This is a genomic window from Phyllobacterium sp. SYP-B3895 (genome assembly GCF_009647635.1).
Taxonomy (GTDB): Bacteria; Pseudomonadota; Alphaproteobacteria; order Rhizobiales; family Rhizobiaceae; genus Phyllobacterium; species Phyllobacterium pellucidum.
The window spans coordinates 408564-432088 of sequence record NZ_WJIG01000002.1 but is presented as its reverse complement, the minus strand read 5'-3'; the positions used below and the strand labels follow the sequence as shown (position 1 = coordinate 432088).

Annotated in this window: 23 protein-coding genes; 13 read left to right on the top strand and 10 right to left on the bottom strand. The window is 58.9% G+C overall.

Annotated features, from left to right (window positions below; all coding sequences use genetic code 11):
- Positions 1 to 9 precede the first annotated feature (9 nt).
- The 5 genes from nuoN to GF108_RS08435 are packed head-to-tail and all read left to right on the top strand — an operon-like array spanning position 10 to position 4659.
- Positions 10 to 1434 carry an NADH-quinone oxidoreductase subunit NuoN gene (nuoN, locus tag GF108_RS08455; protein WP_113280099.1) on the top strand — a complete coding sequence of 475 codons (1425 nt, stop codon included), beginning with the start codon at positions 10 to 12 and terminating at the stop codon, positions 1432 to 1434.
- 5 nt (positions 1435 to 1439) lie between these two features.
- On the top strand, positions 1440 to 2279 hold the full coding sequence (locus GF108_RS08450) for a biotin--[acetyl-CoA-carboxylase] ligase (RefSeq protein WP_153667612.1): 840 nt from the start codon (positions 1440 to 1442) through the stop codon (positions 2277 to 2279).
- A 22-nt stretch (positions 2280 to 2301) separates the two neighbouring features.
- Positions 2302 to 3975: a ribonuclease J gene (locus GF108_RS08445; protein ID WP_153667611.1), complete on the top strand. Its 1674-nt coding sequence runs from the start codon at positions 2302 to 2304 to the stop codon at positions 3973 to 3975.
- A gap of 10 nt (positions 3976 to 3985) precedes the next feature.
- Complete coding sequence (mce, locus tag GF108_RS08440) at positions 3986 to 4390, top strand: methylmalonyl-CoA epimerase (RefSeq protein WP_091922553.1); 405 nt, start codon at positions 3986 to 3988, stop codon at positions 4388 to 4390.
- Positions 4390 to 4659: a DUF1467 family protein gene (locus GF108_RS08435; RefSeq protein WP_091922555.1), complete on the top strand. Its 270-nt coding sequence runs from the start codon at positions 4390 to 4392 to the stop codon at positions 4657 to 4659. The genes mce and GF108_RS08435 overlap by 1 nt, the downstream gene beginning before the upstream one ends.
- Positions 4660 to 4677: 18 nt before the next feature.
- Here GF108_RS08435 and GF108_RS22185 read toward each other — a convergent pair whose 3' ends face one another.
- Positions 4678 to 4824, bottom strand: a complete 147-nt coding sequence (locus tag GF108_RS22185; RefSeq protein ID WP_027232486.1) for a hypothetical protein — start codon at positions 4822 to 4824, stop codon at positions 4678 to 4680.
- Between the two features lie 60 nt (positions 4825 to 4884).
- Entirely contained in the window at positions 4885 to 5022 is a 138-nt protein-coding gene (locus GF108_RS22180; RefSeq protein ID WP_172982594.1) for a hypothetical protein, read from the bottom strand.
- Between the two features lie 834 nt (positions 5023 to 5856).
- Here GF108_RS22180 and proS point away from each other — a divergent pair.
- From proS to dnaE, 4 genes are all read left to right on the top strand, one after another.
- Positions 5857 to 7188: a proline--tRNA ligase gene (proS, locus tag GF108_RS08430; protein ID WP_153667610.1), complete on the top strand. Its 1332-nt coding sequence runs from the start codon at positions 5857 to 5859 to the stop codon at positions 7186 to 7188.
- Complete coding sequence (locus tag GF108_RS08425) at positions 7181 to 8461, top strand: lipoprotein-releasing ABC transporter permease subunit (protein ID WP_153667609.1); 1281 nt, start codon at positions 7181 to 7183, stop codon at positions 8459 to 8461. The genes proS and GF108_RS08425 overlap by 8 nt, the downstream gene beginning before the upstream one ends.
- Complete coding sequence (locus GF108_RS08420) at positions 8462 to 9145, top strand: ABC transporter ATP-binding protein (protein ID WP_027232490.1); 684 nt, start codon at positions 8462 to 8464, stop codon at positions 9143 to 9145.
- A 454-nt stretch (positions 9146 to 9599) separates the two neighbouring features.
- On the top strand, positions 9600 to 13094 hold the full coding sequence (dnaE, locus tag GF108_RS08415) for a DNA polymerase III subunit alpha (RefSeq protein WP_153667608.1): 3495 nt from the start codon (positions 9600 to 9602) through the stop codon (positions 13092 to 13094).
- Positions 13095 to 13100: 6 nt separating this feature from the next.
- Here dnaE and GF108_RS08410 read toward each other — a convergent pair whose 3' ends face one another.
- The 3 genes from GF108_RS08410 to GF108_RS08400 form a co-directional block, all read right to left on the bottom strand.
- Positions 13101 to 14417 carry a DNA polymerase IV gene (locus GF108_RS08410; protein ID WP_153667607.1) on the bottom strand — a complete coding sequence of 439 codons (1317 nt, stop codon included), beginning with the start codon at positions 14415 to 14417 and terminating at the stop codon, positions 13101 to 13103.
- Between the two features lie 83 nt (positions 14418 to 14500).
- On the bottom strand, positions 14501 to 14788 hold the full coding sequence (locus GF108_RS08405; protein ID WP_153667606.1) for a DUF3572 domain-containing protein: 288 nt from the start codon (positions 14786 to 14788) through the stop codon (positions 14501 to 14503).
- Positions 14785 to 14952 carry a hypothetical protein gene (locus GF108_RS08400; protein ID WP_153667605.1) on the bottom strand — a complete coding sequence of 56 codons (168 nt, stop codon included), beginning with the start codon at positions 14950 to 14952 and terminating at the stop codon, positions 14785 to 14787. Before GF108_RS08400 ends, GF108_RS08405 begins: the two co-directional genes overlap by 4 nt.
- A gap of 106 nt (positions 14953 to 15058) precedes the next feature.
- Here GF108_RS08400 and GF108_RS08395 point away from each other — a divergent pair, with 106 nt between their 5' ends.
- Positions 15059 to 15430, top strand: a complete 372-nt coding sequence (locus tag GF108_RS08395) for a response regulator (protein ID WP_008122893.1) — start codon at positions 15059 to 15061, stop codon at positions 15428 to 15430.
- A 23-nt stretch (positions 15431 to 15453) separates the two neighbouring features.
- Positions 15454 to 16830 (top strand): PleD family two-component system response regulator, encoded by a 1377-nt coding sequence (locus GF108_RS08390; RefSeq protein WP_153667604.1) that lies wholly within the window; start codon positions 15454 to 15456, stop codon positions 16828 to 16830.
- 86 nt (positions 16831 to 16916) lie between these two features.
- Here GF108_RS08390 and rpmG read toward each other — a convergent pair whose 3' ends face one another.
- Positions 16917 to 17084, bottom strand: coding sequence for a 50S ribosomal protein L33 (gene rpmG, locus GF108_RS08385; RefSeq protein ID WP_008122896.1), 168 nt, complete (start codon positions 17082 to 17084; stop codon positions 16917 to 16919).
- A 378-nt stretch (positions 17085 to 17462) separates the two neighbouring features.
- Between rpmG and GF108_RS08380 the strand changes: the two genes are divergently transcribed.
- Both GF108_RS08380 and GF108_RS08375 read left to right on the top strand, forming a co-directional pair.
- Positions 17463 to 17870 (top strand): lysozyme inhibitor LprI family protein, encoded by a 408-nt coding sequence (locus GF108_RS08380; protein ID WP_153667603.1) that lies wholly within the window; start codon positions 17463 to 17465, stop codon positions 17868 to 17870.
- 154 nt (positions 17871 to 18024) lie between these two features.
- Positions 18025 to 18807 carry a DUF899 domain-containing protein gene (locus GF108_RS08375; RefSeq protein ID WP_246663893.1) on the top strand — a complete coding sequence of 261 codons (783 nt, stop codon included), beginning with the start codon at positions 18025 to 18027 and terminating at the stop codon, positions 18805 to 18807.
- A 30-nt stretch (positions 18808 to 18837) separates the two neighbouring features.
- Here the strand turns inward: GF108_RS08375 and GF108_RS08370 are convergent, their stop codons facing one another.
- Genes GF108_RS08370 through rnr form a run of 4 tightly spaced genes read right to left on the bottom strand, consistent with a single transcriptional unit; the run spans position 18838 to position 23520 of the window.
- Positions 18838 to 20013, bottom strand: coding sequence for an MFS transporter (locus GF108_RS08370; RefSeq protein ID WP_091949291.1), 1176 nt, complete (start codon positions 20011 to 20013; stop codon positions 18838 to 18840).
- A 3-nt stretch (positions 20014 to 20016) separates the two neighbouring features.
- Positions 20017 to 20760 carry an NUDIX hydrolase gene (locus GF108_RS08365; protein WP_153667602.1) on the bottom strand — a complete coding sequence of 248 codons (744 nt, stop codon included), beginning with the start codon at positions 20758 to 20760 and terminating at the stop codon, positions 20017 to 20019.
- 4 nt (positions 20761 to 20764) lie between these two features.
- Entirely contained in the window at positions 20765 to 21199 is a 435-nt protein-coding gene (locus GF108_RS08360) for a DUF983 domain-containing protein (protein WP_113280090.1), read from the bottom strand.
- A complete protein-coding gene (rnr, locus tag GF108_RS08355) occupies positions 21196 to 23520 on the bottom strand; it encodes a ribonuclease R (protein ID WP_153667601.1) in 2325 nt (774 codons plus the stop codon). The genes GF108_RS08360 and rnr overlap by 4 nt, the downstream gene beginning before the upstream one ends.
- Positions 23521 to 23525 lie beyond the last annotated feature (5 nt).

The window sequence follows — 23525 nt, the reverse complement described above, 5'->3', positions numbered from 1 at the left end:
CTAACCGACATGATTGCCAACTTGACGCTTATGGCTCCTGAACTGCTCATCGCGGGCGGCGCGCTCGTGCTGTTGATGATCGGCGCGTTTTCCGGCGAGCGGGCAAACGGGCTGGTTGGCGGCCTTGCCGTTGCACTGCTTCTCGCCGCACTCGCGCTTGTCGTCATATTCCCGCAGGACGGCCATGTATTTGGACGCGCCTTTGTCAGCGATCCTTTCTCTCGCTTCATGAAGGTATTGACGCTTGTCGGTTCAGTGGTGACGCTGGTGATGTCGGCGGGCTTTGCCAAGGAGCAGAAGTTCGACAAGTTCGAGTTCCCGATCCTCGTCCTTTTGGCGACGCTCGGCATGCTGCTGATGATTTCGGCCAATGATACGCTCTCGCTCTATCTTGGCCTCGAACTGCAGTCCCTCGCGCTCTACGTCGTCGCCGCCATCAATCGCGACAACGTCCGATCGACCGAAGCGGGCCTCAAATATTTCGTGCTCGGCGCTTTGTCGTCCGGCATGCTTCTCTACGGCATTTCGCTGGTCTATGGCTTTACCGGACATACCGGCTTTGAAGCGATCGCGCAGGCGCTCAGCGGCGGCGAACGTCAGCTCGGCGTCGTCTTTGGCCTCGTTTTCATCCTGGCCGGCCTTGCCTTCAAGATCTCGGCCGTCCCGTTCCATATGTGGACCCCCGACGTTTACGAGGGTGCACCGACACCGGTGACAGCTTTCTTCGCCTCAGCGCCCAAGATGGCGGCGATGGCACTTCTGACCCGCGTCGTCAGCGAAACGTTCCAGCCAATCACCCACGATTGGCAGCAGGTCGTCGTTTTCATTGCCATCGCGTCGATGGTGCTCGGTGCATTTGCCGCTATCGGCCAGCGTAACATCAAGCGCCTGATGGCCTATTCATCGATCAGTCACATGGGTTACGCGCTCGTTGGGCTCGCTGCCGGGACTGTTGTCGGCGTGCGCGGCGTCGCCATCTACATGCTCATTTATCTCGTCACCACGCTTGGTACCTTCGCCTTCATCCTGGCGATGCGGCGCAAGGACGGCAATGTCGAGCAGATCAGCGATTTGTCCGGGCTCTCGCGCACCAATCCAATCATGGCGACGATCCTGACGATCCTGATGTTCTCGCTCGCAGGCATTCCGCCGCTCGCCGGCTTCTGGGGCAAGTGGTACACCTTCCTTGCTGCGATGCAGGCGAACCTCTATGCGCTGGCGATCATCGGCATCGTCGCCTCGGTCGTGGGTGCATTCTATTATCTGCGCATCATCAAGATCATGTGGTTCGATGAACCGGCAGGTGCTTTCGTGCCCATGGCCGGCGAGTTGCGCCTTGTTCTTGGCGTTTCCGGCCTGCTGGTCCTGTTCTATGTCTTCGTCGGCGGACCGGTCAGCACCTATGCGGAAGCCGCAGCGAAAACCTTCTTCTGACGACTATGGGCTTTTCCCTATCGCCCCTGGCCCAGCAGAACTTCTATCGCCTTGAAGCCTTCGAGACGATCGGATCAACCAATGCCGTGGCGTTGGAGCGGGCACTTGCGGGCGACCCGGGAAAGCTCTGGATCGTTTCCAAGCAGCAGGAAAGCGGGCGCGGACGGCGCGGGCGCGCCTGGGCGACATCGCACGGCAACCTAGCGGCCTCGCTGCTGCTAACCGGTGCATTCGACCTGAAGGCTGCGGCGACGCTCGGTTTCGTCGCGGGCCTTGCATTGGCCGACGCGCTCGACGCGGTCTGCCCATCGACTGCCTTCTCGGTTGGCCTCGACGGCGCCGGCAATCGCGCTCCTGCCAATGCACCGCTGCGTGTCGAGTTGAAATGGCCGAACGATTTGCTTGCAGGCGGGGCAAAACTCGCCGGCATCCTGCTCGAGTCCACCCAGCTTGCGGCCAATCGTTTCGCGATTGTCATCGGTATCGGTGTCAACGTCGTGGCATATCCGGAAGACGTGCCGTATCCGGCAACGTCGCTTGCCCGCCTTGGGGCTGATTGCAATGCCGAAACACTGTTTCTGGCGCTATCCGACGCCTGGCAGGAAAACAGCTGGGTTTGGAACGAGGGACGGGGGCTTGCCGAAGTTCGCAAGCGCTGGCTGGCACGCGCGGCTGGCCTCGGCAGCGAGGTCGCTGTGCGAGTCGACGGAGCGGTCCTGCGTGGTATATTCGAAACCATTGACGAAGATTGCCGTTTCGTCATTCGCGACAGCGAGGGCGAGCGTATAAAGATCGCCGCTGGTGATGTGCATTTTGGTGCGGTGGCGTCCGCAAGGGCTGAATAGAATTCGGCTATTAGGAGTATAGATGGCGAATTCCGATCAAGCTGAGCTTGTTTTCCTTCCACTCGGCGGTGTCGGTGAGATCGGAATGAACTTGGCCATGTACGGTTACGGCCCGGCGCATAAGCGCGAATGGGTGGTGGTGGATATGGGCGTCAGCTTTGCCGGCCCCGAACTTCCCGGCGCCGATCTCATTCTGCCCGACATCCGGTTCCTGCAGGCCGAACGCCAGAACCTCAAGGGCATCGTCATCACCCACGCCCATGAAGATCACTACGGGGCGCTGCTCGATCTGTGGCCGCTCCTCAACGTCCCGGTTTACGGCACCCCCTTCACCGCCGGACTGCTTGAGGCCAAGCGTCATGCGGAGCCCGGCGCGCCGGACATCCCGGTAACGATTTATCGCGCCGGCGAGACATTCAATGTCGGTCCATTCGAGTTCGAGGCGCTGGCGGTCACGCATTCGATCCCCGAGCCGGTATCGCTCGCGATCAGGACACCGCTTGGCACGATCATCCACACTGGCGACTGGAAGATGGATCCGGAGCCATCAATGGGGCCGCTGATCAATGAAGCGCGCTTCCGCGCCATCGGCGATGAAGGCGTTCTCGCCATGATGTGCGATTCGACGAATGCGTTGCGCGAAGGCGAGTCGCCTTCCGAGCGCGAGGTGGGTGAGAGCCTGCGCAATATTATCGAGAACGCGCGCGGCCGCGTCGCCATCACCACCTTTTCGTCGAATGTCGGCCGTATCCGCTCGATCGCCTTGGCCGCACGCGATGCGGGAAGGCAGGTTCTGGTGCTCGGCCGTTCGATGAAGCGCATGATCGATGTCGCCAGTGAGCTCGGATATCTCGACGACGTCCCTGAATTCCTGTCGGAAGACGATTACGGCTTCATTCCGCGCGAGAACATGGTGATTATCCTTACCGGCAGCCAGGGCGAACCGCGCGCCGCGCTCGCCAAGCTCGCCCGCGATGAAATGCGCAGCGTCGCGCTTTCGGCCGGCGATCTGGTGATCTATTCGTCCCGCACGATCCCCGGCAATGAAAAACCGATCATCGAGACCAAGAACCTTTTGATAGAGCAGGGCATCCAGATCATTTCGGATGACGACCAGCTCGTGCATGTTTCCGGGCATCCCCGTCGCAACGAGTTGCGGCGGATGTATGAGTGGGTGCGTCCGCGCATCCTCGTGCCGGTGCATGGCGAGGCGGCGCATCTCGTCGCCCAAGGTTCGCTCGCTGCCATGGCTGGCATCCCGGAAGTGCCGCAGGTGCGCAATGGCGACATCTTGAGGCTCGCACCGGGCAGGGCCGAGATCATCGACAAGGCGCCGTTCGGCCGGCTGGTCAAAGATGGCAATCTCATTGGCGACGAGGAAGAGGTGGGCATTGTAGAACGCCGCAAGCTCGCCTATGTCGGGCACGTTGCGGTGTCTATGCTGCTCGACGACAACTACAACATCATTGAAGATCCGGAGATCGTGCCTGTGGGCCTGCCGGAAAGCGACGACGAGGGCGAACTGCTCGAGGACTTGCTCTACGATGCGGCAGTAAGCGCCGTGCAAAGCATTCCCCGTGAAAAGCGCAGGGATCTGGCGATGGTGCGCGAAGCGGTGCGCCGCGCCGTGCGGGCGGCAACAAACGAGGTATGGGGCAAGAAGCCGGTGGTTACCGTCTTCGTGACCCGCCCATAGGACAATCCTTATGCTGGGCCGTCTCAACCATATCGCCATCGCGGTGCCTGATCTGGCAGCAGCGTCGGCGACCTATCGCAACACGCTGGGCGCCAGGCCAACCGAGCCGCAGGTGCTCCCGGAACACGGCGTGACGGTGGTCTTCATCGATGTCGGCAACACGAAGATTGAACTTTTGGAGCCGCTCGGGGCTGATTCACCGATTGCTGCCTTCCTCGCCAAAAATCCCTCCGGAGGCATGCATCACGTCTGCTACGAAGTGGCCGATATCATTGCCGCCCGCGATCATTTAAAAAGTGAGGGCGCCCGCATCCTTGGCGATGGAGAGCCGAAGATCGGCGCGCATGGCAAACCTGTTCTCTTCCTCCACCCGAAGGATTTCAACGGGACATTGATCGAACTGGAGCAAGAATAATGCCTATCGCGACGGCCATGGCAGTCTATTTCATCCTGTGGTGGCTGACATTGTTCACCATGCTGCCGATCGGCCTGCGCACGCAAGGCGACGAGGATGACGTGACGCTGGGTACGCCAGCCAGCGCCCCGCACAAGCATCGCATGGGCAGGGTCTTTCTTCTGACGACGATCATTTCGGCGGTGCTCTTCGCAACCTTCTACGTCGTGAACCAGGAATATGGCTTTGGCGTAGACAGTTTTCCGGTCTGGTTCCCGCAGGCAAAATAAAAATTCACGCTATCAGCTTCAGTTTTGCTGGATAGAAACGCCACTTTCGCCAATTTTGAGCTCGACCGCAGGCTTGGTCTCTTCGCGATAAATGTAGATTCCCAATCCGATGACGGCAACGAGAAGTGCTCCGACGATCAGGTAAAGGCCATTGCGATTATTCAAGATCATTTCCTTTTGGTTGTGATGGAGAGACTAACTAGAGAAGTAAGAGGGCTTTGAATATTAGCCGTTGGTCTGATCCAGCGCGTGCGGCGCCGGTGTTCCGGGTTCATTGCTTCCTCTTAGGGGAAAGACTGCCAGCAGGCCGGCAAGAATGAGTAATGTCAGAAGCGCTGCAATGAACAGGGTCTGCAAGTTCATAACGGTCTCCAGTTTGCCCTATCAACCAGCGCGGCGGCGAAAAGTTCCGCGATGAGCCGGCCTTTTGCGCTTCTTCAGGATTGTTCCCGAGGAAAAGGATATTGACTCGTCGACCCTGTCGCCTGAATTGCCGCCTCAAATTTCGCCTCGCACCGATCTCCGGGAATGGCCGATAAACGTGAACTGGCTAAGAACTTTGATTGGGCGTCGCGCGATCTTTCGAACAGCGGCAGCTCGAAATTGAATCGGCCGAAGAGGTAGGTTAACAGAGCCGAAAATGCAGCAACAAAAAGCGGCTGATTAGAATTCGATTTCAGAACAGCAAGCAAGTACTTGAATCTGCGCTTAAGGACAAAAAAAATGCAAGGCTTTCACCTTGCATTTTAAGATCGCGTCCGACCTGATCCACTTGCGTGGCGGCTGCGTGTTATCGCGCCACAGGTCACATCCTCCCAAGACTTTGACCGCGTAGGAAAGCAGAATTTTTCTTACTTTCTCCTTATGCCGAAAAAAATAGCGGACTGCCTGCGAAATGTCACGAAAAATATTCGTTGCCATCACATTTTGCTTACATTTCCAGCAGGATCATGAATCTTCGATAAATCAGTAGCTTCTTCGCGCCTGCTTACGGGTTTCCAATCAGATGCGAAGCAGTTAAGTAAACTTTGCTGCTGGCTTGTCTTCTTTCGAACTACGAGAAACGCAGCTTGATTTTGACGGGTGCATGATTCCCTCCCAAAAATCGAACACGATTTATGGTGTTATGCGCTACCTTGCACTTGGTTTTGCCTGATTCTTAAAGCACTCAGGCTGTATTCAATTTGGTGATCTTCAATGCGGCTTTCCCGGTACTTTTTGCCCATCCTCAAAGAAAACCCCAAGGAGGCGGAAATCGTCTCCCACCGGCTCATGTTGCGCGCCGGGCTGATTCGACAGGAGTCAGCCGGTATCTACGCATGGCTGCCTGCGGGTTTGAGAATTCTCAACAAGGTGAGCAATATCATCCGCGAGGAGCAGAACAGGTCCGGAGCTATCGAGCTCCTGATGCCGACCCTTCAATCGGCCGATCTGTGGCGTGAAAGCGGTCGCTATGACGCCTATGGCGACGAGATGCTACGCATCAAGGATCGCGGCGAACGCGATATGCTTTACGGGCCGACAAATGAGGAAATGATCACAGAGATCTTCCGCGCCTATGTGAAGTCTTACAAGGACTTGCCGCTCAATCTTTATCACATCCAGTGGAAATTCCGCGACGAGCGCCGTCCGCGTTTCGGCGTCATGCGCTCGCGCGAGTTCCTGATGAAGGACGCCTATTCGTTCGACCTTAACTTCGAGGCAGCGAAGGCCGCGTATAACCGCATGTTCGTCGCCTATTTGCGCACGTTCTCGCGCCTCGGTATCCAGGTCATACCCATGCGTGCCGATACGGGTCCCATCGGCGGTGAACTCAGCCACGAATTCATCATCCTTGCCGATACCGGCGAAAGCCAGGTCTTCTGCGATCGGGCTTATCTCGACCTGCCTGTACCGGGCCCCGACACGAATTTCGACAATGACGATGAAATCGCCGATATCGTAAAGCGCTGGACGACGCCTTATGCGGCGACCGACGAGATGCATGATGAGGCCGCTTGGGCCAAGGTCGGAGCGTCCGACCAGTTGGCCGCTCGCGGTATCGAGGTCGGCCACATCTTCCACTTCGGCACGAAATACTCCGAACCGATGGGCGCCAAGGTCAGCGGCCCCGATGGAAAGGATCATCTCGTATCGATGGGTTCCTATGGGATTGGCCCTTCGCGCGTCGTCGCTGCCATCATTGAAGCGTCGCACGACGAGAACGGCATCATCTGGCCGAAATCCGTAGCGCCGTTTGGCGCCGGCATCGTCAACATGAAGCCCGGCGACGCGGCTTGCGATGCGGTTTCTGCCAAGATTTACGAAGCTCTGACCAATGCCGGGCTCGATCCGCTGCTTGACGATACGGACGACCGTCCGGGCGCCAAGTTTGCGACCATGGACCTGATCGGCCTGCCGACGCAGATTATCGTCGGCCCGCGCGGCGTCGCTGCTGGCGAAGTCGAAATCAAGGATCGCGCAACGGGCGCCCGCGAGACGCTCAGCGTCGAATCGGCGATCAACAAGCTTGCAGGACCCCATGACTGAACAGACTGCGATGACCGGTTCCAAGCCGTTCTCCGCCTATGAGCGGATGATCGCCTGGCGTTATCTTCGGGCGCGGCGCAAGGAAACCTTCATTTCGGTGATTGCCGGGTTTTCGTTCACCGGGATAATGCTGGGCGTTGCGACGCTCATCATTGTCATGGCCGTGATGAACGGTTTTCGCAGCGAACTCCTGACCCGAATCCTCGGTATCAACGGCCATCTGATCATGCAGCCGATCGACCGGCCGCTCGATGATTACGATGCGGTGATCAAGCGTGTTGACGGCGTCTCCGGCGTATCCTTCGCCATACCCGTTGTTGAGGGACAGGTGCTTGCCAAGGGCACTGTCGGCGCTGGCACGGGCGCTCTCGTGCGTGGCTTGCGCGAGGAGGACATCGCCAAGCTCAAGCTCGTTGCGACGAATGTGCGGCAGGGGACCTTCGAGGGGTTCAATACGGCAGGCGGCATCGCCATTGGCACGCGCATGGCCGAGAATCTCGGCCTCGGCCTTGGTGACCGCCTCACATTGATTTCTCCCGAGGGCGATGTGACCCCGCTCGGCATGGCGCCGCGTGTCAAATCCTATCCGGTCACCGCCATCTTCGAGATCGGCATGTCGGAATACGATGCTTCGATCGTCATCATGCCGCTCGAGGAAGCGCAGCTCTATTTCAACCAGGAAGGCAAGGTTCAGTCGCTCGAAATCTTCGCTGACAATCCCGACAATATCGATGCGCTCAAGAAGCCGGTCGAGGATGCTGCGCAGCGGGCGCTGATGCTGACCGACTGGCGTCAACGCAACCAGACCTTCTTCTCCGCGCTTCAAGTCGAGCGCAACGTAATGTTCATGATCCTGACGCTGATCGTGCTCGTCGCCGCACTCAACATCATCTCCGGCCTGATCATGCTGGTGAAGGACAAGGGACACGACATCGCCATTCTCAGAACGATGGGAGCGACGCGCAATTCGATCTTGCGCATCTTCCTGATGACTGGTGCCGCCATCGGTGTGACCGGCACGCTCGCAGGTGTCGTCCTTGGCGTCGTCGTTTGCCTGAACGTCGAGCGGATTAGGGAATTCTTCTCCTGGCTGTCCGGAACCACCCTGTTCAATCCGGAACTCTATTTTCTCAGCACGCTTCCGGCCAAGATGGACTTCAACGAGACGTTTTCGGTCATTCTCATGGCGCTGGTTCTATCATTCCTTGCAACCCTTTTTCCCGCATGGCGCGCAGCCAAGCTCGATCCAGTTGAAGCCCTGAGGTACGAATAAATGGCAGCCGGTCCCATTCTTCAACTGACGGGCGTCGGCCGTCGGTACAATGAGATCGACCGCGAATTGGTGATCCTCAACGACGCAAATTTCGCGCTGGGCAAGGGCGAGATGGTGGCGCTTGTCGCACCTTCGGGCGCCGGCAAGTCGACCCTGCTTCACACGGCCGGCCTACTGGAGCGGCCCGACAGTGGCGACGTGATTCTTTCCGGAAGGTCATGCGGCACGCTTTCTGATGAAGAACGTACGGCAATCCGCCGCAACGACATCGGCTTCGTCTACCAGTTTCATCATCTCCTGCCGGAATTTTCCGCACTTGAAAACGTGATGATGCCGCAGATGATTCGTGGCATGAAGCCGGGCATAGCGGCTGAGCGGGCGCAGCAGCTCCTCGATTACATGAAGGTCGGGGCGAGGGCTTCGCACCGGCCAAGCGAACTATCGGGCGGCGAACAGCAGCGTGTGGCGATCGCACGTGCGGTCGCTAACGCGCCGCTGGTACTCCTGGCTGACGAGCCAACCGGCAATCTCGATCCTGTTACCTCGTCCTATGTGTTTGAAGCTCTGGAGGCGCTCGTTCGCCAATCCGGGCTTTCGGCGATGATCGCGACTCACAATTTCGATCTCGCGCGCCGCATGGACCGGCGCGTGACCCTTAAGGACGGCAAGATCACCGATCTTTGATCCCGCAGCGATTTTCGGAGCCTGACCGTCGCGTCCACAATGAAGCGCGCGGCCAGATAATTCTGTTCAAATGCGCTTCGCCGCGGACATCGTTCATCTTCTCTTAAGATTTTGCAAACCATAGCGCCAACCCGCGCTTAGTTCGCTTGACTTCGGAACAAAAATAGAACAAAACATATACATAGAGACAACGAAGAAGGGTTTTACCGATGAGCGAACTTTTCCAGGACGTCATGTCGTTCGTTACTGTCAGCCTTTTCATTGCTACTTTCGCCATGTGGGTCAGCGTTATCTGAAATCTGAGATCGCGCGGCAGAGCGTCAGCCCGCGCGATCTTGCTCTATCCACTGTTGCGGTCGGGCAAGACCCCCAATACGGGTGGACACCGTGTGGCGCTTGTTCGACTATGCCCCAGCGGTGAATCAGTTCTCCGTTCAATATCCGGAGACGACAATTGGCAGACGGGCAGGGCAATAGCGGCGGCAAGGCAAATGCACAGGCGCTGCGATTCGTCCACCTGAGGGTACACTCCGCCTATTCGCTGCTCGAAGGCGCATTGCAGGTTCCCAAGGTCATCGACCTTGCGGTTGCCAGCAAGTTTCCGGCGCTGGCAATCACCGATACAAACAACCTCTTCGGCGCACTCGAGTTTGCGCAGAAGGGTTCGAAAGCAGGGTTGCAACCGATCATCGGATGCCAGCTCGACATTGCGTTCCATGACCAGGCCGAAGAAAGCCGCAGCGCCAATCGGCGTGAAGCGCTTGGCCTTGCCCCGCTCGTACTGATCGCCGCCACCGAGGCGGGCTATGCCAACCTCGTTCGCCTCGTCAGCCGTGCCTACCTTGAATCACCCGCGGGCGATCCAATTCACATCGCGGCGGAATGGCTCTCCGGCAGAACCGACGGCATTATTGCGTTGACGGGCGGACCGGAGGGGCCGATCGCCAAAGCGATCAAGGATGACCGCAGTGACCGGGCCCGCCAGCGCCTGAGCCTGTTGCGGTCGCAGTTCGGCGATAGGCTCTACGTCGAATTACAGCGACATGCGGGGTACGATCGTGCTCTGGAGGCAGCGCAGGTTGAACTGGCCTATGAGCTGGAATTGCCGCTTGTAGCGACGAACGATGTGTTCTTTTCAAAGAGCGAAGACTACGAGGCGCACGATGCGTTGCTTGCCATTGCCTCGGGTTCGCTCCTTTCCATCGACGACCGGCGCCGCCTCACGTCGGACCACTATCTGAAAAGCGAAGCGGAGATGGTGGCGCTCTTCGCCGATCTGCCGGAGGCAATCGAAAACAGTGTCGAGATAGCGCTGCGTTGTTCCTATTATCCCAAGAACCGCGCCCCGATCCTGCCGCGCTTTACCGGCGAAAGCGATGATCCCGATGCTGCCCTCCAGGCGGAGGCCGATGAACTCGCCCGGCAGGCGCGGGAAGGGCTTGCCCAGCGTATCCAGCAACAGGGTCTGGCCGAGGGCCATTCGCCACAGCAATATGCAGAACGGCTCGAATACGAGATCTCGATCATCACCCGGATGAAATATCCGGGATACTTTCTCATCGTTTCTGACTTCATCAAATGGGCAAAGGCCCATGACATTCCGGTTGGGCCGGGTCGCGGCTCGGGTGCGGGTTCGCTCGTCGCCTATGCGCTGACGATCACCGACGTCGATCCGTTGCGCTTCTCACTGCTGTTCGAGCGCTTTCTCAATCCCGATCGTGTATCGATGCCCGACTTTGACATCGATTTCTGCCAGGAGAGGCGCGATGAAGTCATCCGCTATGTCCAGGGCAAGTATGGCCGCGATCAGGTGGCGCAGATCATCACGTTCGGAACCCTACAGGCCCGCGCCGTGCTGCGCGATGTCGGGCGCGTTCTCGAAATGCCCTATGGCCAGGTCGACCGCCTGACCAAGATGGTTCCGGCCAACCCCGCCAACCCGGTTACGCTGTCGAAAGCTATCGAGGATGAGCCGCGTCTTCGCGAAGAGCGCGACAAGGAACCGGTGGTCGAGCGTCTGCTCGATATTTCGCTCAAGCTCGAAGGCCTTTATCGCCACGCCTCTACCCACGCAGCCGGCATCGTAATCGGCGACCGGCCGCTGTCGGAACTCGTGCCGATGTACCGCGATCCGCGTTCGGACATGCCGGTCACCCAGTTCAACATGAAGATGGTGGAAGAAGCGGGTCTGGTGAAGTTCGACTTCCTCGGCCTGAAGACGCTGACCGTGCTGCAAACCGCGGTCAACCTCGTCAAGCGTCGCGGGATCGCGGTCGACCTTTCCAATCTGCCGCTCGATGACAAACAGACCTACGAGATGCTCTCGCGCGGCGAGACGGTCGGCGTGTTCCAGGTGGAAAGTACCGGCATGCGCAAGGCGCTGATCGGTATGCGGCCGGACCGGATCGAAGATATCATCGCGCTTGTCGCGCTCTATCGCCCGGGCCCGATGGAGAACATCCCGACCTATAACGCCCGCAAGAACGGCGACGAGGAGATGGCGTCTATCCATCCGAAGATCGACCATCTCGTCAAGGAAACGCAGGGCGTCATCATCTACCAGGAACAGGTGATGCAGATCGCGCAGGAAATGTCCGGCTATACGCTGGGTGAAGCCGATCTTTTGCGCCGCGCCATGGGCAAGAAGATTCGCGCTGAAATGGATATGCAGCGCGTGCGCTTCGTCGATGGCGCGGTCGAGCGCGGCGTAACCAAGCCGCAGGCCAATTTCATCTTCGATCTTCTCGCGAAATTTGCCGATTACGGCTTCAACAAGTCGCATGCGGCGGCCTATGCGATCGTGTCGTTCCAGACCGCCTATATGAAGGCGCATTATCCGGTCGAATTCCTCGCCGCGTCGATGACCTACGACATGTCGAACACCGACAAGCTCAATGACTTCCGGCGAGAAGCTGTTCGGCTGGGTATCGAAGTGGTGACGCCCTCGGTCAATACGTCCTATCGCCTGTTCGAAGTTGGCGAGAACCGGATCTATTATTCACTCGCGGCCATCAAAGGCGTCGGCGAGGCGGCCGTCGACCATATCGTCGAAAAACGTGGCGCGACGCCCTATGCCAGCCTCGAGGATTTCTGCGAGCGCATCGACCCGCGCGTCGTCAACCGGCGCGTTTTCGAAAGTCTGATCAATGCCGGCGCATTCGATTGTTTTGGCCGCGAGCGCCCCGCGATGATCGCCGGGCTCGACCGCATCATCGGCCATGCGCAGCGCACCCAGGAAGACAGCCTGAGCGGGCAGGCGGATATTTTCGGCGGCATGGCCTCGGGCGCGCAAACGCTGCAACTGCCTGCGGCAGCGCCCTGGCTTTCGGCGGAAAAACTGCGGCGCGAATACGAGGCGGCAGGGTTCTACCTTTCCGCCCATCCCCTCGACGAATACAGGCCCATTCTCGAAAAGCTGCGCGTGCAGACCTGGCTCGAGTTTCAGGCGGCGGTCAAGCGCGGCGCCAATGCGGGGCGGCTGGCGGGCACGATTACTGCCAAGCAGGAGCGCAAGACGAAGACCGGCAACAAGATGGGAATCATCCAGTTCTCCGATTCTTCCGGCCAGTTCGAAGCCGTGCTCTTTTCCGAAGCGCTGTCGCAATATCGAGATTTGCTCGAGCCCGGCAAGTCGGTCGTGGTGACTGTCGGTGCGGAGGACCGTCCGGAAGGGATCAGCCTGCGCATCCAGACTGCGCAGTCGCTGGAGGATGAGGCAACGCGCATGCAGAAGGCGTTGCGGCTTTACATGCGCTCCAGCGCGCCGCTGACCTCGATTGCGCCTTATCTTGCGCCGCAGAATGACGGCCAGGTCGTCAGTCTCGTACTGATCAAGGAAAACGGCGCGACCGAAGTCGAGATCGAGCTTCCCAATCGCTACCGGGTCGGACCGCAAGTTGCGAGCGCCATGAAGGCTATACCGGGCATTGTCGAAGTCGAGATGGGGTAGGACTGCTCACTCCAGTTCCTCGGGCGAAGCCTTGGGCGGTGTCCTGATCTTGCCGAACGTATAGCCGGTTTCGACGGCATTGTTGCCGAACTTGCCCCGCAGCTTGTCGATGGCGCCCTCGGCCACGGCGCGCTTCGTAGCTTGCACGTCGACCAGATCCTTCGGGTCGGCTCGTCCGTCATCGCTGAGATCGCTGACGCCTATGCCGATCAGGCGAAACCTCGTGCCATCGATTTCTTTTTCAAGGAGCGAGCAGCCGGTGCGAAAGATGCGATCGGCAAGCTGCGTCGGATCAGCGAGCTGCCGATTGCGGGTGCGCAACTTGAAGTCGCGTGTCTTCAGCTTGAGCACGACCGTGCGACCCGCAATGTCGGCCGCTTTCAAACGGCGCGAGACTTTTTCGGATAGCGAGCGCAGGATCGCCACAAGCTCGTCCCTGGACCCGATGTCTTCGTTGAAGGTCGTTTCCGCCGACACGCTTTTGCTCTCACCATTCGGCTCGACGCGCCGCGTGTCGAGGCCGCGCGAGAGCCGGTGGAGCCGTTGGCCCATCGTGCCGTATGCCGCCATGAGCGGGCCGAGCTCCATTGTCTGCAACTGACCGATCATGCGTATGCCATCCTTCTCCAACGTCGCAGCAAAGGCCTTGCCGACGCCCCAGATCATCGTCACGGGCTTGTCGGCAAGAAAGTCCTTCGCTTCGGCCTCGCCGATGATCGAGAACCCGCGCGGCTTGTCGAAGTCGGAAGCGATCTTTGCGAGGAACTTGCAGTAGGAGAGGCCGACGGAGACAGAGAGCCCGATTTCCCGTTCGACGCGGTTTGAAAACTTCGCCATCACCCGGACCGGCGGATCGTGATGCAGCCGTTCTGTGCCGGCAAGATCGAGAAACGCTTCGTCGATCGATAGCGGCTCCACCATCGGTGTCAGATCGCGCATCATCTGGCGTATCTCTCGGCCGACGCGGACGTATTTCTCCATGTCGGGTGGAATGACGACCGCGTTCGGACATGCCTCCAGTGCCTTGAACATTGGCATTGCCGACTTCACGCCATGGATGCGCGCAACATAGCAAGCTGTTGAAACAACGCCACGTTTGCCTCCGCCGATAATAACGGGTTTGTCGCGAAGCTCGGGATTGTCACGTTTTTCCACCGCGGCATAAAACGCATCGCAGTCAACATGGGCGATGCTCAGCCTGTACAGCTCTGGATGACGCAGCAGGCGCGGACTGCCGCAAACGTCGCAGCGGCGGCCTTCCGCGCGTTGGGCGGCCATACAGTCACGGCAAAAGCCATATCGCGGATCGTTGAGGGAGGCCATGATGCTCGGAACATAAAAGGAACATCGCCAGCTTACCGAAGCGGCTGAGTCCACGCAATATCACGCTGCCGATTATGAACCGGTTACATCTCCTGGGTGCGTCCACCGGGAAGCAGACGCAGCGCCGCCTGAAAGCTCGCGGGGTCGGTTCCGGTCGTCTCGCAGAATTTCATCAGTGTGGGCTCGTGACCAAGATAGAATTGCAAAACGCCGGCGAGAAAACCCGGCTCGCCTGCCGCGGTGCGGATTTGGTCGGCGCTAATACCGGTCAGCGCAAGGAAGCGCGAAAGCAACTCGCTATCTTGCGCCAGAAATACCAGGGCGTCGATCGCGAATTGCTGCGCGTCGTCAAGAGAGAGCTGATTTTTCATCCGGATACGTTCCTCAATGCCGCACGTGGCGGTTTATTTTTCTGCTGCACCTGCAACCACATGCGGTTGAATATGAGCAAAAGAAGATGTTGAATAAATCCTTGGTTAAACATGATCGACAGCATATCTGGATTGGTGCGCGGAGTTACCTTTTCATCAATCATCCGCCGATATCAAATGTATCCTTGGAGCGGAGTTGCTGCTGATCTTTGTCTCATGGAATTCGGCAGGTGGCATGCGCCTTCGAGCATGGTCAACAGGAATTTGCCAATGGTGAAGAAAGTCATGATCGTCGAGGATAATGAGCTGAACATGAAGCTCTTTCGCGATCTCATCGAAGCCAGCGGCTATGAGACCATCCGTACGCGCAACGGTCTGGAAGCGCTCGACCTTGCGCGCGAGCATCGGCCCGATCTCATTCTCATGGACATACAGCTGCCGGAAGTTTCCGGTCTTGAAGTCACCAAATGGCTCAAGGCCGACGATGATCTCCACGTCATCCCGATTATCGCTGTCACCGCCTTCGCCATGAAGGGGGATGAAGAGCGCATCCGGCAGGGCGGTTGCGAAGCATATATCTCGAAGCCGATCTCGGTGCCGAAGTTCATCGAAACCATAAAATCTTATCTTGGCGACGCGTAACCGTCAGTTCGGAGTAGTGAAATATGACGGCCCGCATTCTTGTCGTTGACGATGTACCCGCAAATGTGAAGCTGCTGGAAGCGCGGCTGACCGCGGAATACTACGAAGTCGTGACCGCTACCGACGGCTATGCTGCGCTCGATATTTGCGAGACCAGCAACGTCGACGTCATCCTGCTTGATATCATGATGCCTGGCATGGACGGCTTCGAAGTCTGCCGCAGGCTGAAATCGAGTCCAGCGACTGCCCACATTCCGATCGTGCTCGTCACCGCGCTCGACGGCGAGAAGGATCGTATCACCGGCCTCGACCTCGGCGCGGATGACTTTCTGACCAAACCGGTGAACGACCTGCAACTCCTCGCGCGGGTGAAAAGCCTGGTGAGGCTGAAGAACCTGACCGACGAACTGCGGCTTCGGGTGGCGACGACACGCGATGTCGGGCTCGAATCGATTCTGCGCTTTCCGGGCAAGGACGGCGGCAACAAGAAAGCGCGCGTACTGCTCATCGACGAGCGGCTGGAAAGCGCCGAGCGCATCCAGTCGATCCTTGGGGTGACCGCGGTGGTCGATGTGCAAATCGACCCGCAAACCGGTTTCTTCGATGCGATACAGGGCAACTATGATTGCCTGGTCATCTCGTCCAATCTCTCCGATTTCGATCCGCTGCGCATCTGTGCCCAGTTGCGTTCCCTCGACAATACGCGCTCGCTGCCGATTATCCTTATCGCCAGACCGGGGGAGGAAACCTTGATCCGCAGGGCGCTGGAGCTTGGCGTCAATGACTACGTAATGCGTCCGCTTCACCCCAACGAACTTTTGGCGCGGCTGCGGACGCAGTTGCGGCGCAAGGCCTATCATGACGGTCTTCGCGCGAGCGTCGTCAAGACATACGAAATGGCGGTGACCGATAGCCTGACCGGCTTGCACAACAGGCTTTATCTTGAAACGCATCTGGCAACGCTGTTCAAGCGCGCGGTGGAGCGGCGTCGGCCGCTGTCGGTGCTCATGACCGATATCGACCGCTTCAAGCTGATCAACGACACGCACGGCCATGATGGCGGCGATGAGGTGTTGCGCGAGTTCGCCAAGCGCCTGCGCCGCAATGTTCGCGGCAGCGACCTTGCCAGCCGTTATGGCGGCGAGGAGTTCTTTATCGTCATGCCGGACACGGATACGTCAATTGCCGCCGTTGTCGCCGAGCGTATCCGGCGCGAAGTCGCCTCCACACCGTTTCCCGTCAATAAGAATGCGATCAGCGTGCCGGTGACGATCAGTGTCGGCATCGCCAGCGTGCTGCCGACCGGTGACAGCGTCTCAGCGCTCCTCAAGCGCGCTGACGATGCGCTTTACGATGCCAAGGCCGCCGGCCGCAACCGCGTCGTCTCAGCCGCCGCCTAGTACGCCTCTATCCGAACAAGAACACCCAGTTGCAAACAAAAATGCCGCCCTGGAGGCGGCATTTTGATGATCTGGATGACCCAAGATTACTTGATCTTGGTTTCCTTGAATTCAACGTGCTTGCGCGCAACCGGGTCGTACTTGCGGAAGGACATCTTTTCCGTCTTCGTACGGCTGTTCTTGCTCGTGACGTAGAAGAAACCGGTGTCAGCGGTCGACAGAAGCTTGATCTTGATATTCGCAGCCTTAGCCATTTCAGTTTACCTGTTCTGATTGTTGAGGACCGCTATTCAAATCCAGCAGCGTGGCTATAAGCGGAAATTCGGCCGGACACTTAACCGAATGGCGCCGAAAGTCAAGCCCACTCGATTGGCTCACGGCATTCTTCACCCAAATCGACCCGACACGCGCGGTTGTCGTCATCATCGAAAAGCGTCCGCTGTTCGAGTGCATGCTCGGACGCATATGCGTGCCGGGTGGCAGCTTTTCAAATGACGAAATGGCGAAATTCCATTAAAGGTAGCTGCTTGACACACGCTTAAGTTGAAACTGGCAATTGCAACTGGCCCGGCGCGCGATTCGCGGGTTCGGATCCTCCCATCTGGACCATTGTTTAGTGGAGAATTTCACCGATGAAAGTTTCACTTCTGACCGTCGCCATGATTCTTGCGATACCCGGTCTCGGATTGGCACAGAGCAATTGCGGCGATCTGACCAATCAGACCGAAATGAACGTGTGCGCCGGGAAAGCTTATGCAAAATCCGACGCCGAATTGAACAAGCTCTATAAGGAGATCGAGGCGCGGCTCAAAGACGACACGGACACGACAAAGCTTCTGGTTTCAGCGCAGAAGGCATGGGTGGCCTTCCGCGATGCCGAATGCAATTTCTCGAGTTCACGCGTATCTGCCGGTACCGTATATCCGTTTGTCTCCAGCTCGTGCCTCGACGGCATGACACAAATGCGCATCGAGAGCCTGAAGGGCTATCTCAAATGTACGGATGGCGATCTGGATTGTCCGGTGCCGGCGGCAAACTGACGGGGTTGGGGGCGGGGTGAGCGTGGCTGAAACGCAATGCCGTCACCTTTGTTACTCGCGCACTACCAGTCTCCGGTGCCAGACTGGCTCATGACCGCATCGATTGCCGCGTGAAATAGGCGCGGCATTGCCAGGATCAGGAGGAATTAACATCATGGCTTCATCTATCAAAGGCGGCAGCGCCAGCGGCACGACCGGAATGCATACGCCATCAGTCGTATCGCCCCAGGAGTGGGAAGCAGCGCGTGAAAAGCTGCTCGTCAAGGAGAAGGATCACACAAGGGCACGCGACGCCCTCGCTGCCGAGCGCCGCCGCATGCCATGGATGTCAGTCGACAAGGAATATGCTTTCGAAGGACCTGAGGGCAAGGTCAGCCTGCGCGACCTGTTCGATGGTCGCCGGCAGCTGATCGTCTATCGCGCCTTTTTCGAACCCGGCGTCTTTGGCTGGCCGGAACATGCCTGCCGAGGCTGCTCGATGGTGGCCGACCAGGTTGCGCATGTCGCCCACCTCAATGCCCGCGACACGACGCTTGTATTCGTTTCGCGTGCGCCCCAGGCAGATATCGCACGCCTGAAGGAGCGAATGGGCTGGGAGATGATACCCTGGGTCACGGTCACCGACGCGTTCGATGCGGATTTTGGCGTCGACGAATGGCACGGAACGAACGTCTTCTACCGTGACGGCGATCGCATCTTCCGAACATATTTCATCAACAATCGCGGCGACGAGCAGATGGGGGGTACCTGGAACTACCTCGACATCACGCCGCTTGGCCGGCAGGAAGTCTGGGAGGATTCGCCCCAGGGCTATCCGCAGACGCCCACCTATAAATGGTGGAACTGGCACGATGCCTATGTGCCGGACGCCCCGCCTGACAAGAAATGGGTCGAAGTCTCGGACGCCGGCGAGGCGGCGTTCCGCAACCAGGAATGAAAGTGGTGATACAAATCTGGTCGCCGGGATTCAGTCCCGGCGAGCCAGAAGCCTCGATCCGACAAGAAGCGCGTAGAAGGCAAAGAAGACGGCGAGGGTGATCGAAAAGCCTTTGGGCCCGAGGACATCCATGCCGGCGCCAACCGCCTGCGGTCCGACCAGCATGCCGACCGCATAGCAGAAAACGAACGCTGCATTGGCAGAGGCGAGTTCACGGCCGGTCAGTTGCGATCCGAGATGCGCGAGCCCGACCGTGTAGAGGCCGGCGACCACGCCGCCCCAGACGAAAAGCAGGGCGGCGACGATATACCAGTTGCTCGAAATGAACGGCAGAATGCACATGCCGGCAAGCCCGATCAGGGCGCAGCCAAGCAGGATCTTGCGGCGATCGTTGACGTGATCGCTGAGAAGACCGATCGGAATTTGCAAAAGAACGTTGCCCAGCCCGATCGTCGTGAGCAGCAGCGCAGCATTGGCTTCGCTATAGCCTATGCGCGAGCCAAACACCGGGAATAGGGCGAAGCCTCCCGTTTCGACCGCGCCGAACACGAAGACCGCTGCCGTTGCAGTCGGGACCGCCCAGATGAATGGCGCAAAGGGCACATGTTCTTCTTCCTTGAAGTCCGGGCTGTCGTTCCATGCGAGAAGCACGGGCAGTATCGCGAACAGAATGATGCCGAAGCCCACCGCGAAAGGCATGATTCCCGTGCTGCCGATGCGCGAAAACAGCCAGGGTCCAAGCGCAAATCCCATCGAAAGTACGGTGGCATAGATGCCGAGTACCAGACCGCGCTTCTCGGGCGGGGCCGCCGCATTGATCCAGTATTCGGACAGGATGAACAGCATCGTCAAGGCGAAGTGCAGGAAGACACGCAGCACCATCCACATCCAGAAGTCGGTGAAGAAATGAAATCCGACAAAGGAGAAGGCGCCGATAAGAAGCATTCCGATCAGGGTTGGTACGACACCGAGGCGGGCTGCGATCGGAGCCGCGAAGGGCGCGGCGACGATAGACGCAATGCCGGCGACGGCCGCATTCAGGCCGATCATGGTTGCCGAATGACCGCGACTTTCCAGAATGACGCTGAGGAGCGGAATACCAAGACCAATGGCAACGCCAACGGCGCTGATGGTAGCAATGGCAGCGACGAGTGCGCGCCAGTGGGTCTGAACCTTCACCTGTTCAGCCGTCTGCATTGAATCCATGAATCAAAAGACCTCTCGGACGAATCGTCCATATTTCATGCGGTATTGAATAAGGGCATTGCCGGGCGTCAGCGACGGATTCTCGCCGAGGAGAGTCTCCGCCTCCTTGATGATCAACCGGGTAATTTCGGGAATGTCGAGTTGCCTTGCCTGCGCGAAGGGAAGCCAGCATAGCTCCTCGAGTTCCTGAGACGGACCGGTCGGCTCGGGGAGCGTATCGGCGACGGCGTCGCGAAAAGCAAGGAAGAATCGCGTATCGAACCGGCGCGAGCCGCCGGGGGGCGTGGTGGCCCTCGCAAAATATCGAAGGAGGGACAGGTCCGGGATGATCCGGCGCTCCGAGAATGCCGCCCAGTCTGGATGCTTGATCAAAGACGGATCGTCATGCCGGCGCCCGAGGAGAAGACCGGCCTCTTCATAGGTTTCGCGGATCGCCGCAAGGGCGAGAGCCCGGCAGCGCTGGAGGCTGGGCCTGCTGCCCATGCCACCGAGAAGCTTCGCCTGATCGGCCTCCGCAAGTTCCGAAAACGCAGATACCCGCCCATCGAACACTTCGGTGCGGCCGCCGGGAAACACGAATTTTCCTGGCATGAAGACGTGCCGCATGTGGCGCTTGCCCATGAGGATCCGCAACTCTGGACCGGAACGGTCGACGAGCAAAAGCGAGGCAGCATCGCGGGGCCTTATGCGGGCCGCGCGCCGCTTGTCAGCGGCCGTGGCTTCGTGGTTCTGGCTGTTCACCGCCATGAGCTCACTGGTCCGATGGTTCCAGATCGTCGGTCTCGCCGCCGAAGCCATGCATGTAATTTGCCCACTGAAGGCCGATGATCGCACCCTTGATCGGCTGAAGCAGGGCAATCGACATGATGATGGTCAAGGGCACCCAGATCGCCAGGTGCACCCAGTTGGACAGGATAAAGAGGGTTTCGACTGCGAGGAACCCGCCGAGGACGACGTGTCCGACAATCGTGATGGTGATATAGGCGGGAAAGTCGTCGGCGCGCTGGTGGGTAAAGTCTTCGCCGCACACCGAGCAATTGTCGACGGACTTGACGAATGCCCGGAAGAGCTTCCCTTCGCCGCAATTGGGGCAACGGCAGCGAAAGCCCCGCCACATTGCCTGTCCCACGGGACGAGCGGGCCGCGTCTCGCCAGTGCCTGCGCCAAACGTCTGTATTGTCGTCATCCTCTGCCTCTTCGCCCTCCGCGGGAGACGGTGGATGGGCGCTTCTGGTTTCCGCGCACGAAGCGCTTTGCCTTGTGATGCGAGCGTACCCCGCTTGGTACGGGGTGGGGCTCGGAGAGCATTTCGAACCGCAATGCGCCCGCTACGGGCAATGCTTCTACCAGCCGGACTTCGACGACATCGCCAAGTCTGAAGCCTTTTCCGCTTCGTTCGCCAGAGAGGGCATGGTTGGTTTCGTCGTAAAGATAGTAATCATCACCCAAAGTTGAAATGGGAATAAAGCCGTCGGCACCATATGTCGCAAGCGAAACGAAGAGCCCCGACTTTGTTACGCCTTGCACGCGCCCCTCGAAACTCGCGCCGACCTTGTCAGCAAGATAGTGCGCGATGAGGCGATCGACCGTGTCGCGCTCAGCGGCCATGGCGCGCCGCTCCGCCGTCGATATAAGCGCGGCAATTTCCGCAAGATCGGCTTCTTCCTTCGGCGTGATGCCGTCCGAACCGAGACCGAGCGCCGCGATCAGGGCCCGGTGCACGATCAAATCGGCATAGCGGCGGATCGGGGACGTAAAGTGCGCATAACGATGCAGATTGAGACCGAAATGCCCAATGTTCTCAGGATTGTATTCAGCCTGCGACTGGGATCTGAGCACCACCTGATTGACCAGTTCCTGGCTTTCGCTGCCTTCCACCCGTTTCAATATGTTGTTGAACTGGTTCGGGCGCAGCTCCGCACCGCGCGCCAGAGAAATATCGAGCGTGCGCAGAAATTCCCGCAGCGTCTCCTGCTTTGCCAGCGACGGCGCATCATGAATGCGGAAAATCAGCGGCTGCTTCTTGCGCTCGAGTGTTTCCGCGGCGGCCACGTTGGCCTGGATCATGAATTCTTCGATGAGCTTGTGTGCGTCGAGCCGCGGCGGCACGACGACATTGTCGACCTTCCCCTCCGGCGTCAGCAGAATCTTCTTTTCCGGAAGGTCGAGTTCGAGCGGCTCGCGCGCATCCCTGCCGCGCTTCAGGACGCCATAAGCGTCCCAAAGTGGTCGCAGGATGGTGTCGAGGATCGGCTGCGTCTTCTCATCCGGGGAACCGTCTATCGCGGCCTGGGCCTGCGGATAGGCAAGCCGCGCATGCGAGCGCATCATGATGCGGTGGAAACTGTGCGATACCTTCTTGCCTTGTGCGCTGAAAATCATCCGGACGGCGAGGGCAGGGCGATCGACCAGTTCCTTGAGCGAGCAAAGATCATTTGAGATGCGCTCGGGCAGCATGGGCACCACCCGGTCGGGGAAATAGACCGAGTTGCCGCGCTTCAGCGCTTCACGGTCGAGCGCGGAGCCCGGCGTCACATAGGCGGCGACGTCGGCTATCGCGACGGTAACGATATAGCCATCGGGGTTCTTCTCGTCGGTGTCGGGCTCGGCATAGACCGCATCGTCGTGGTCCTTGGCGTCGGCCGGGTCGATCGTCACCAGCGGAACAGCGCGCCAGTCCTCGCGATGCTGCATTGTCGCGGGTTTGGCCTTCTCTGCTTCGGCGATGACGCTGTCTGGAAATACGTGCGGTATCTCGTGCTCGTGGATCGCTATCATCGACAGCGCTTTTTCACTGGCCACTGACCCGATGACTTGCGTGATCCGGCCTAATGCGAGCCCATACCGACTGACCTTCAGGACCTCGACTTCAACAAGGTCGTTCGGCTTGGCATTGTTCAGCTGGTCTGGATCGATGGAGAGCTCTACTTGGCGACGCTCGACGGGCTCGAGCCGCCATTCGCCATTGTCGAGCTTGCGCAGGACGCCGAGCACTGCATCCTTGCGATGCTCGATCCGCTTGATGACGCGCGCCGTATAGGCATGGCCCGACGCATCGGCGCCATGAAAGATGCGCGCAAGGACCCGATCGCCGACACCAGGAGCGGGGCCCTTCTGGTTCCGCGAGGCGCGAATGAAGACAACCGGCGGGCGATCATTATGATTGGGGTCCCATTCCGCGGGCCTGGCAATGAGCCCACCGTCGCTATCCCGCCCGGTGATATCAAGAACGGCCACATTGGGAAGGCTGCCGGGTAGAGCGAGACGCTTGGCACGCTTTTCGACGAGGCCGTCGTCGGCAAGATCGCGGAGAATGTCCTTCAGGACAATCCGCGCTTCGCCCTTGAGGTTGAATGCCTTGGCAATATCGCGCTTGCCGGCAAGGTCCGGATTTTCCTTGATAAAGGCAAGAATCTCATCCCGGCTCGGCAAGAAGGATTCGCGCTTGGCGTCTGCGGAACTGGCAGGCCGCTTTTTTCCGCTGGGTGGAGAGATACGGCGTGCCAATTCAG

Bases quoted from the DNA above. Each gene is read 5' to 3' on its own strand.
- proS (WP_153667610.1), top strand. From the start codon at position 5,857: ATGCGGCTTTCCCGGTACTTTTTGCCCATCCTCAAAGAAAACCCCAAG.
- mce (WP_091922553.1), top strand. From the start codon at position 3,986: ATGCTGGGCCGTCTCAACCATATCGCCATCGCGGTGCCTGATCTGGCA.
- rpmG (WP_008122896.1), bottom strand. From the start codon at position 17,084: ATGGCTAAGGCTGCGAATATCAAGATCAAGCTTCTGTCGACCGCTGAC.
- GF108_RS08395 (WP_008122893.1), top strand. From the start codon at position 15,059: ATGGTGAAGAAAGTCATGATCGTCGAGGATAATGAGCTGAACATGAAG.
- GF108_RS08425 (WP_153667609.1), top strand. From the start codon at position 7,181: ATGACTGAACAGACTGCGATGACCGGTTCCAAGCCGTTCTCCGCCTAT.
- GF108_RS22180 (WP_172982594.1), bottom strand. From the start codon at position 5,022: ATGAACTTGCAGACCCTGTTCATTGCAGCGCTTCTGACATTACTCATT.
- GF108_RS08365 (WP_153667602.1), bottom strand. From the start codon at position 20,760: ATGGCGGTGAACAGCCAGAACCACGAAGCCACGGCCGCTGACAAGCGG.
- GF108_RS08390 (WP_153667604.1), top strand. From the start codon at position 15,454: ATGACGGCCCGCATTCTTGTCGTTGACGATGTACCCGCAAATGTGAAG.
- GF108_RS08360 (WP_113280090.1), bottom strand. From the start codon at position 21,199: ATGACGACAATACAGACGTTTGGCGCAGGCACTGGCGAGACGCGGCCC.
- GF108_RS08380 (WP_153667603.1), top strand. From the start codon at position 17,463: ATGAAAGTTTCACTTCTGACCGTCGCCATGATTCTTGCGATACCCGGT.
- nuoN (WP_113280099.1), top strand. From the start codon at position 10: ATGATTGCCAACTTGACGCTTATGGCTCCTGAACTGCTCATCGCGGGC.
- GF108_RS08445 (WP_153667611.1), top strand. From the start codon at position 2,302: ATGGCGAATTCCGATCAAGCTGAGCTTGTTTTCCTTCCACTCGGCGGT.
- GF108_RS08375 (WP_246663893.1), top strand. From the start codon at position 18,025: ATGGCTTCATCTATCAAAGGCGGCAGCGCCAGCGGCACGACCGGAATG.
- GF108_RS08435 (WP_091922555.1), top strand. From the start codon at position 4,390: ATGCCTATCGCGACGGCCATGGCAGTCTATTTCATCCTGTGGTGGCTG.
- GF108_RS08420 (WP_027232490.1), top strand. From the start codon at position 8,462: ATGGCAGCCGGTCCCATTCTTCAACTGACGGGCGTCGGCCGTCGGTAC.
- GF108_RS08370 (WP_091949291.1), bottom strand. From the start codon at position 20,013: ATGGATTCAATGCAGACGGCTGAACAGGTGAAGGTTCAGACCCACTGG.
- GF108_RS08410 (WP_153667607.1), bottom strand. From the start codon at position 14,417: ATGGCCTCCCTCAACGATCCGCGATATGGCTTTTGCCGTGACTGTATG.
- GF108_RS08405 (WP_153667606.1), bottom strand. From the start codon at position 14,788: ATGAAAAATCAGCTCTCTCTTGACGACGCGCAGCAATTCGCGATCGAC.
- GF108_RS08450 (WP_153667612.1), top strand. From the start codon at position 1,440: ATGGGCTTTTCCCTATCGCCCCTGGCCCAGCAGAACTTCTATCGCCTT.
- GF108_RS08400 (WP_153667605.1), bottom strand. From the start codon at position 14,952: ATGATTGATGAAAAGGTAACTCCGCGCACCAATCCAGATATGCTGTCG.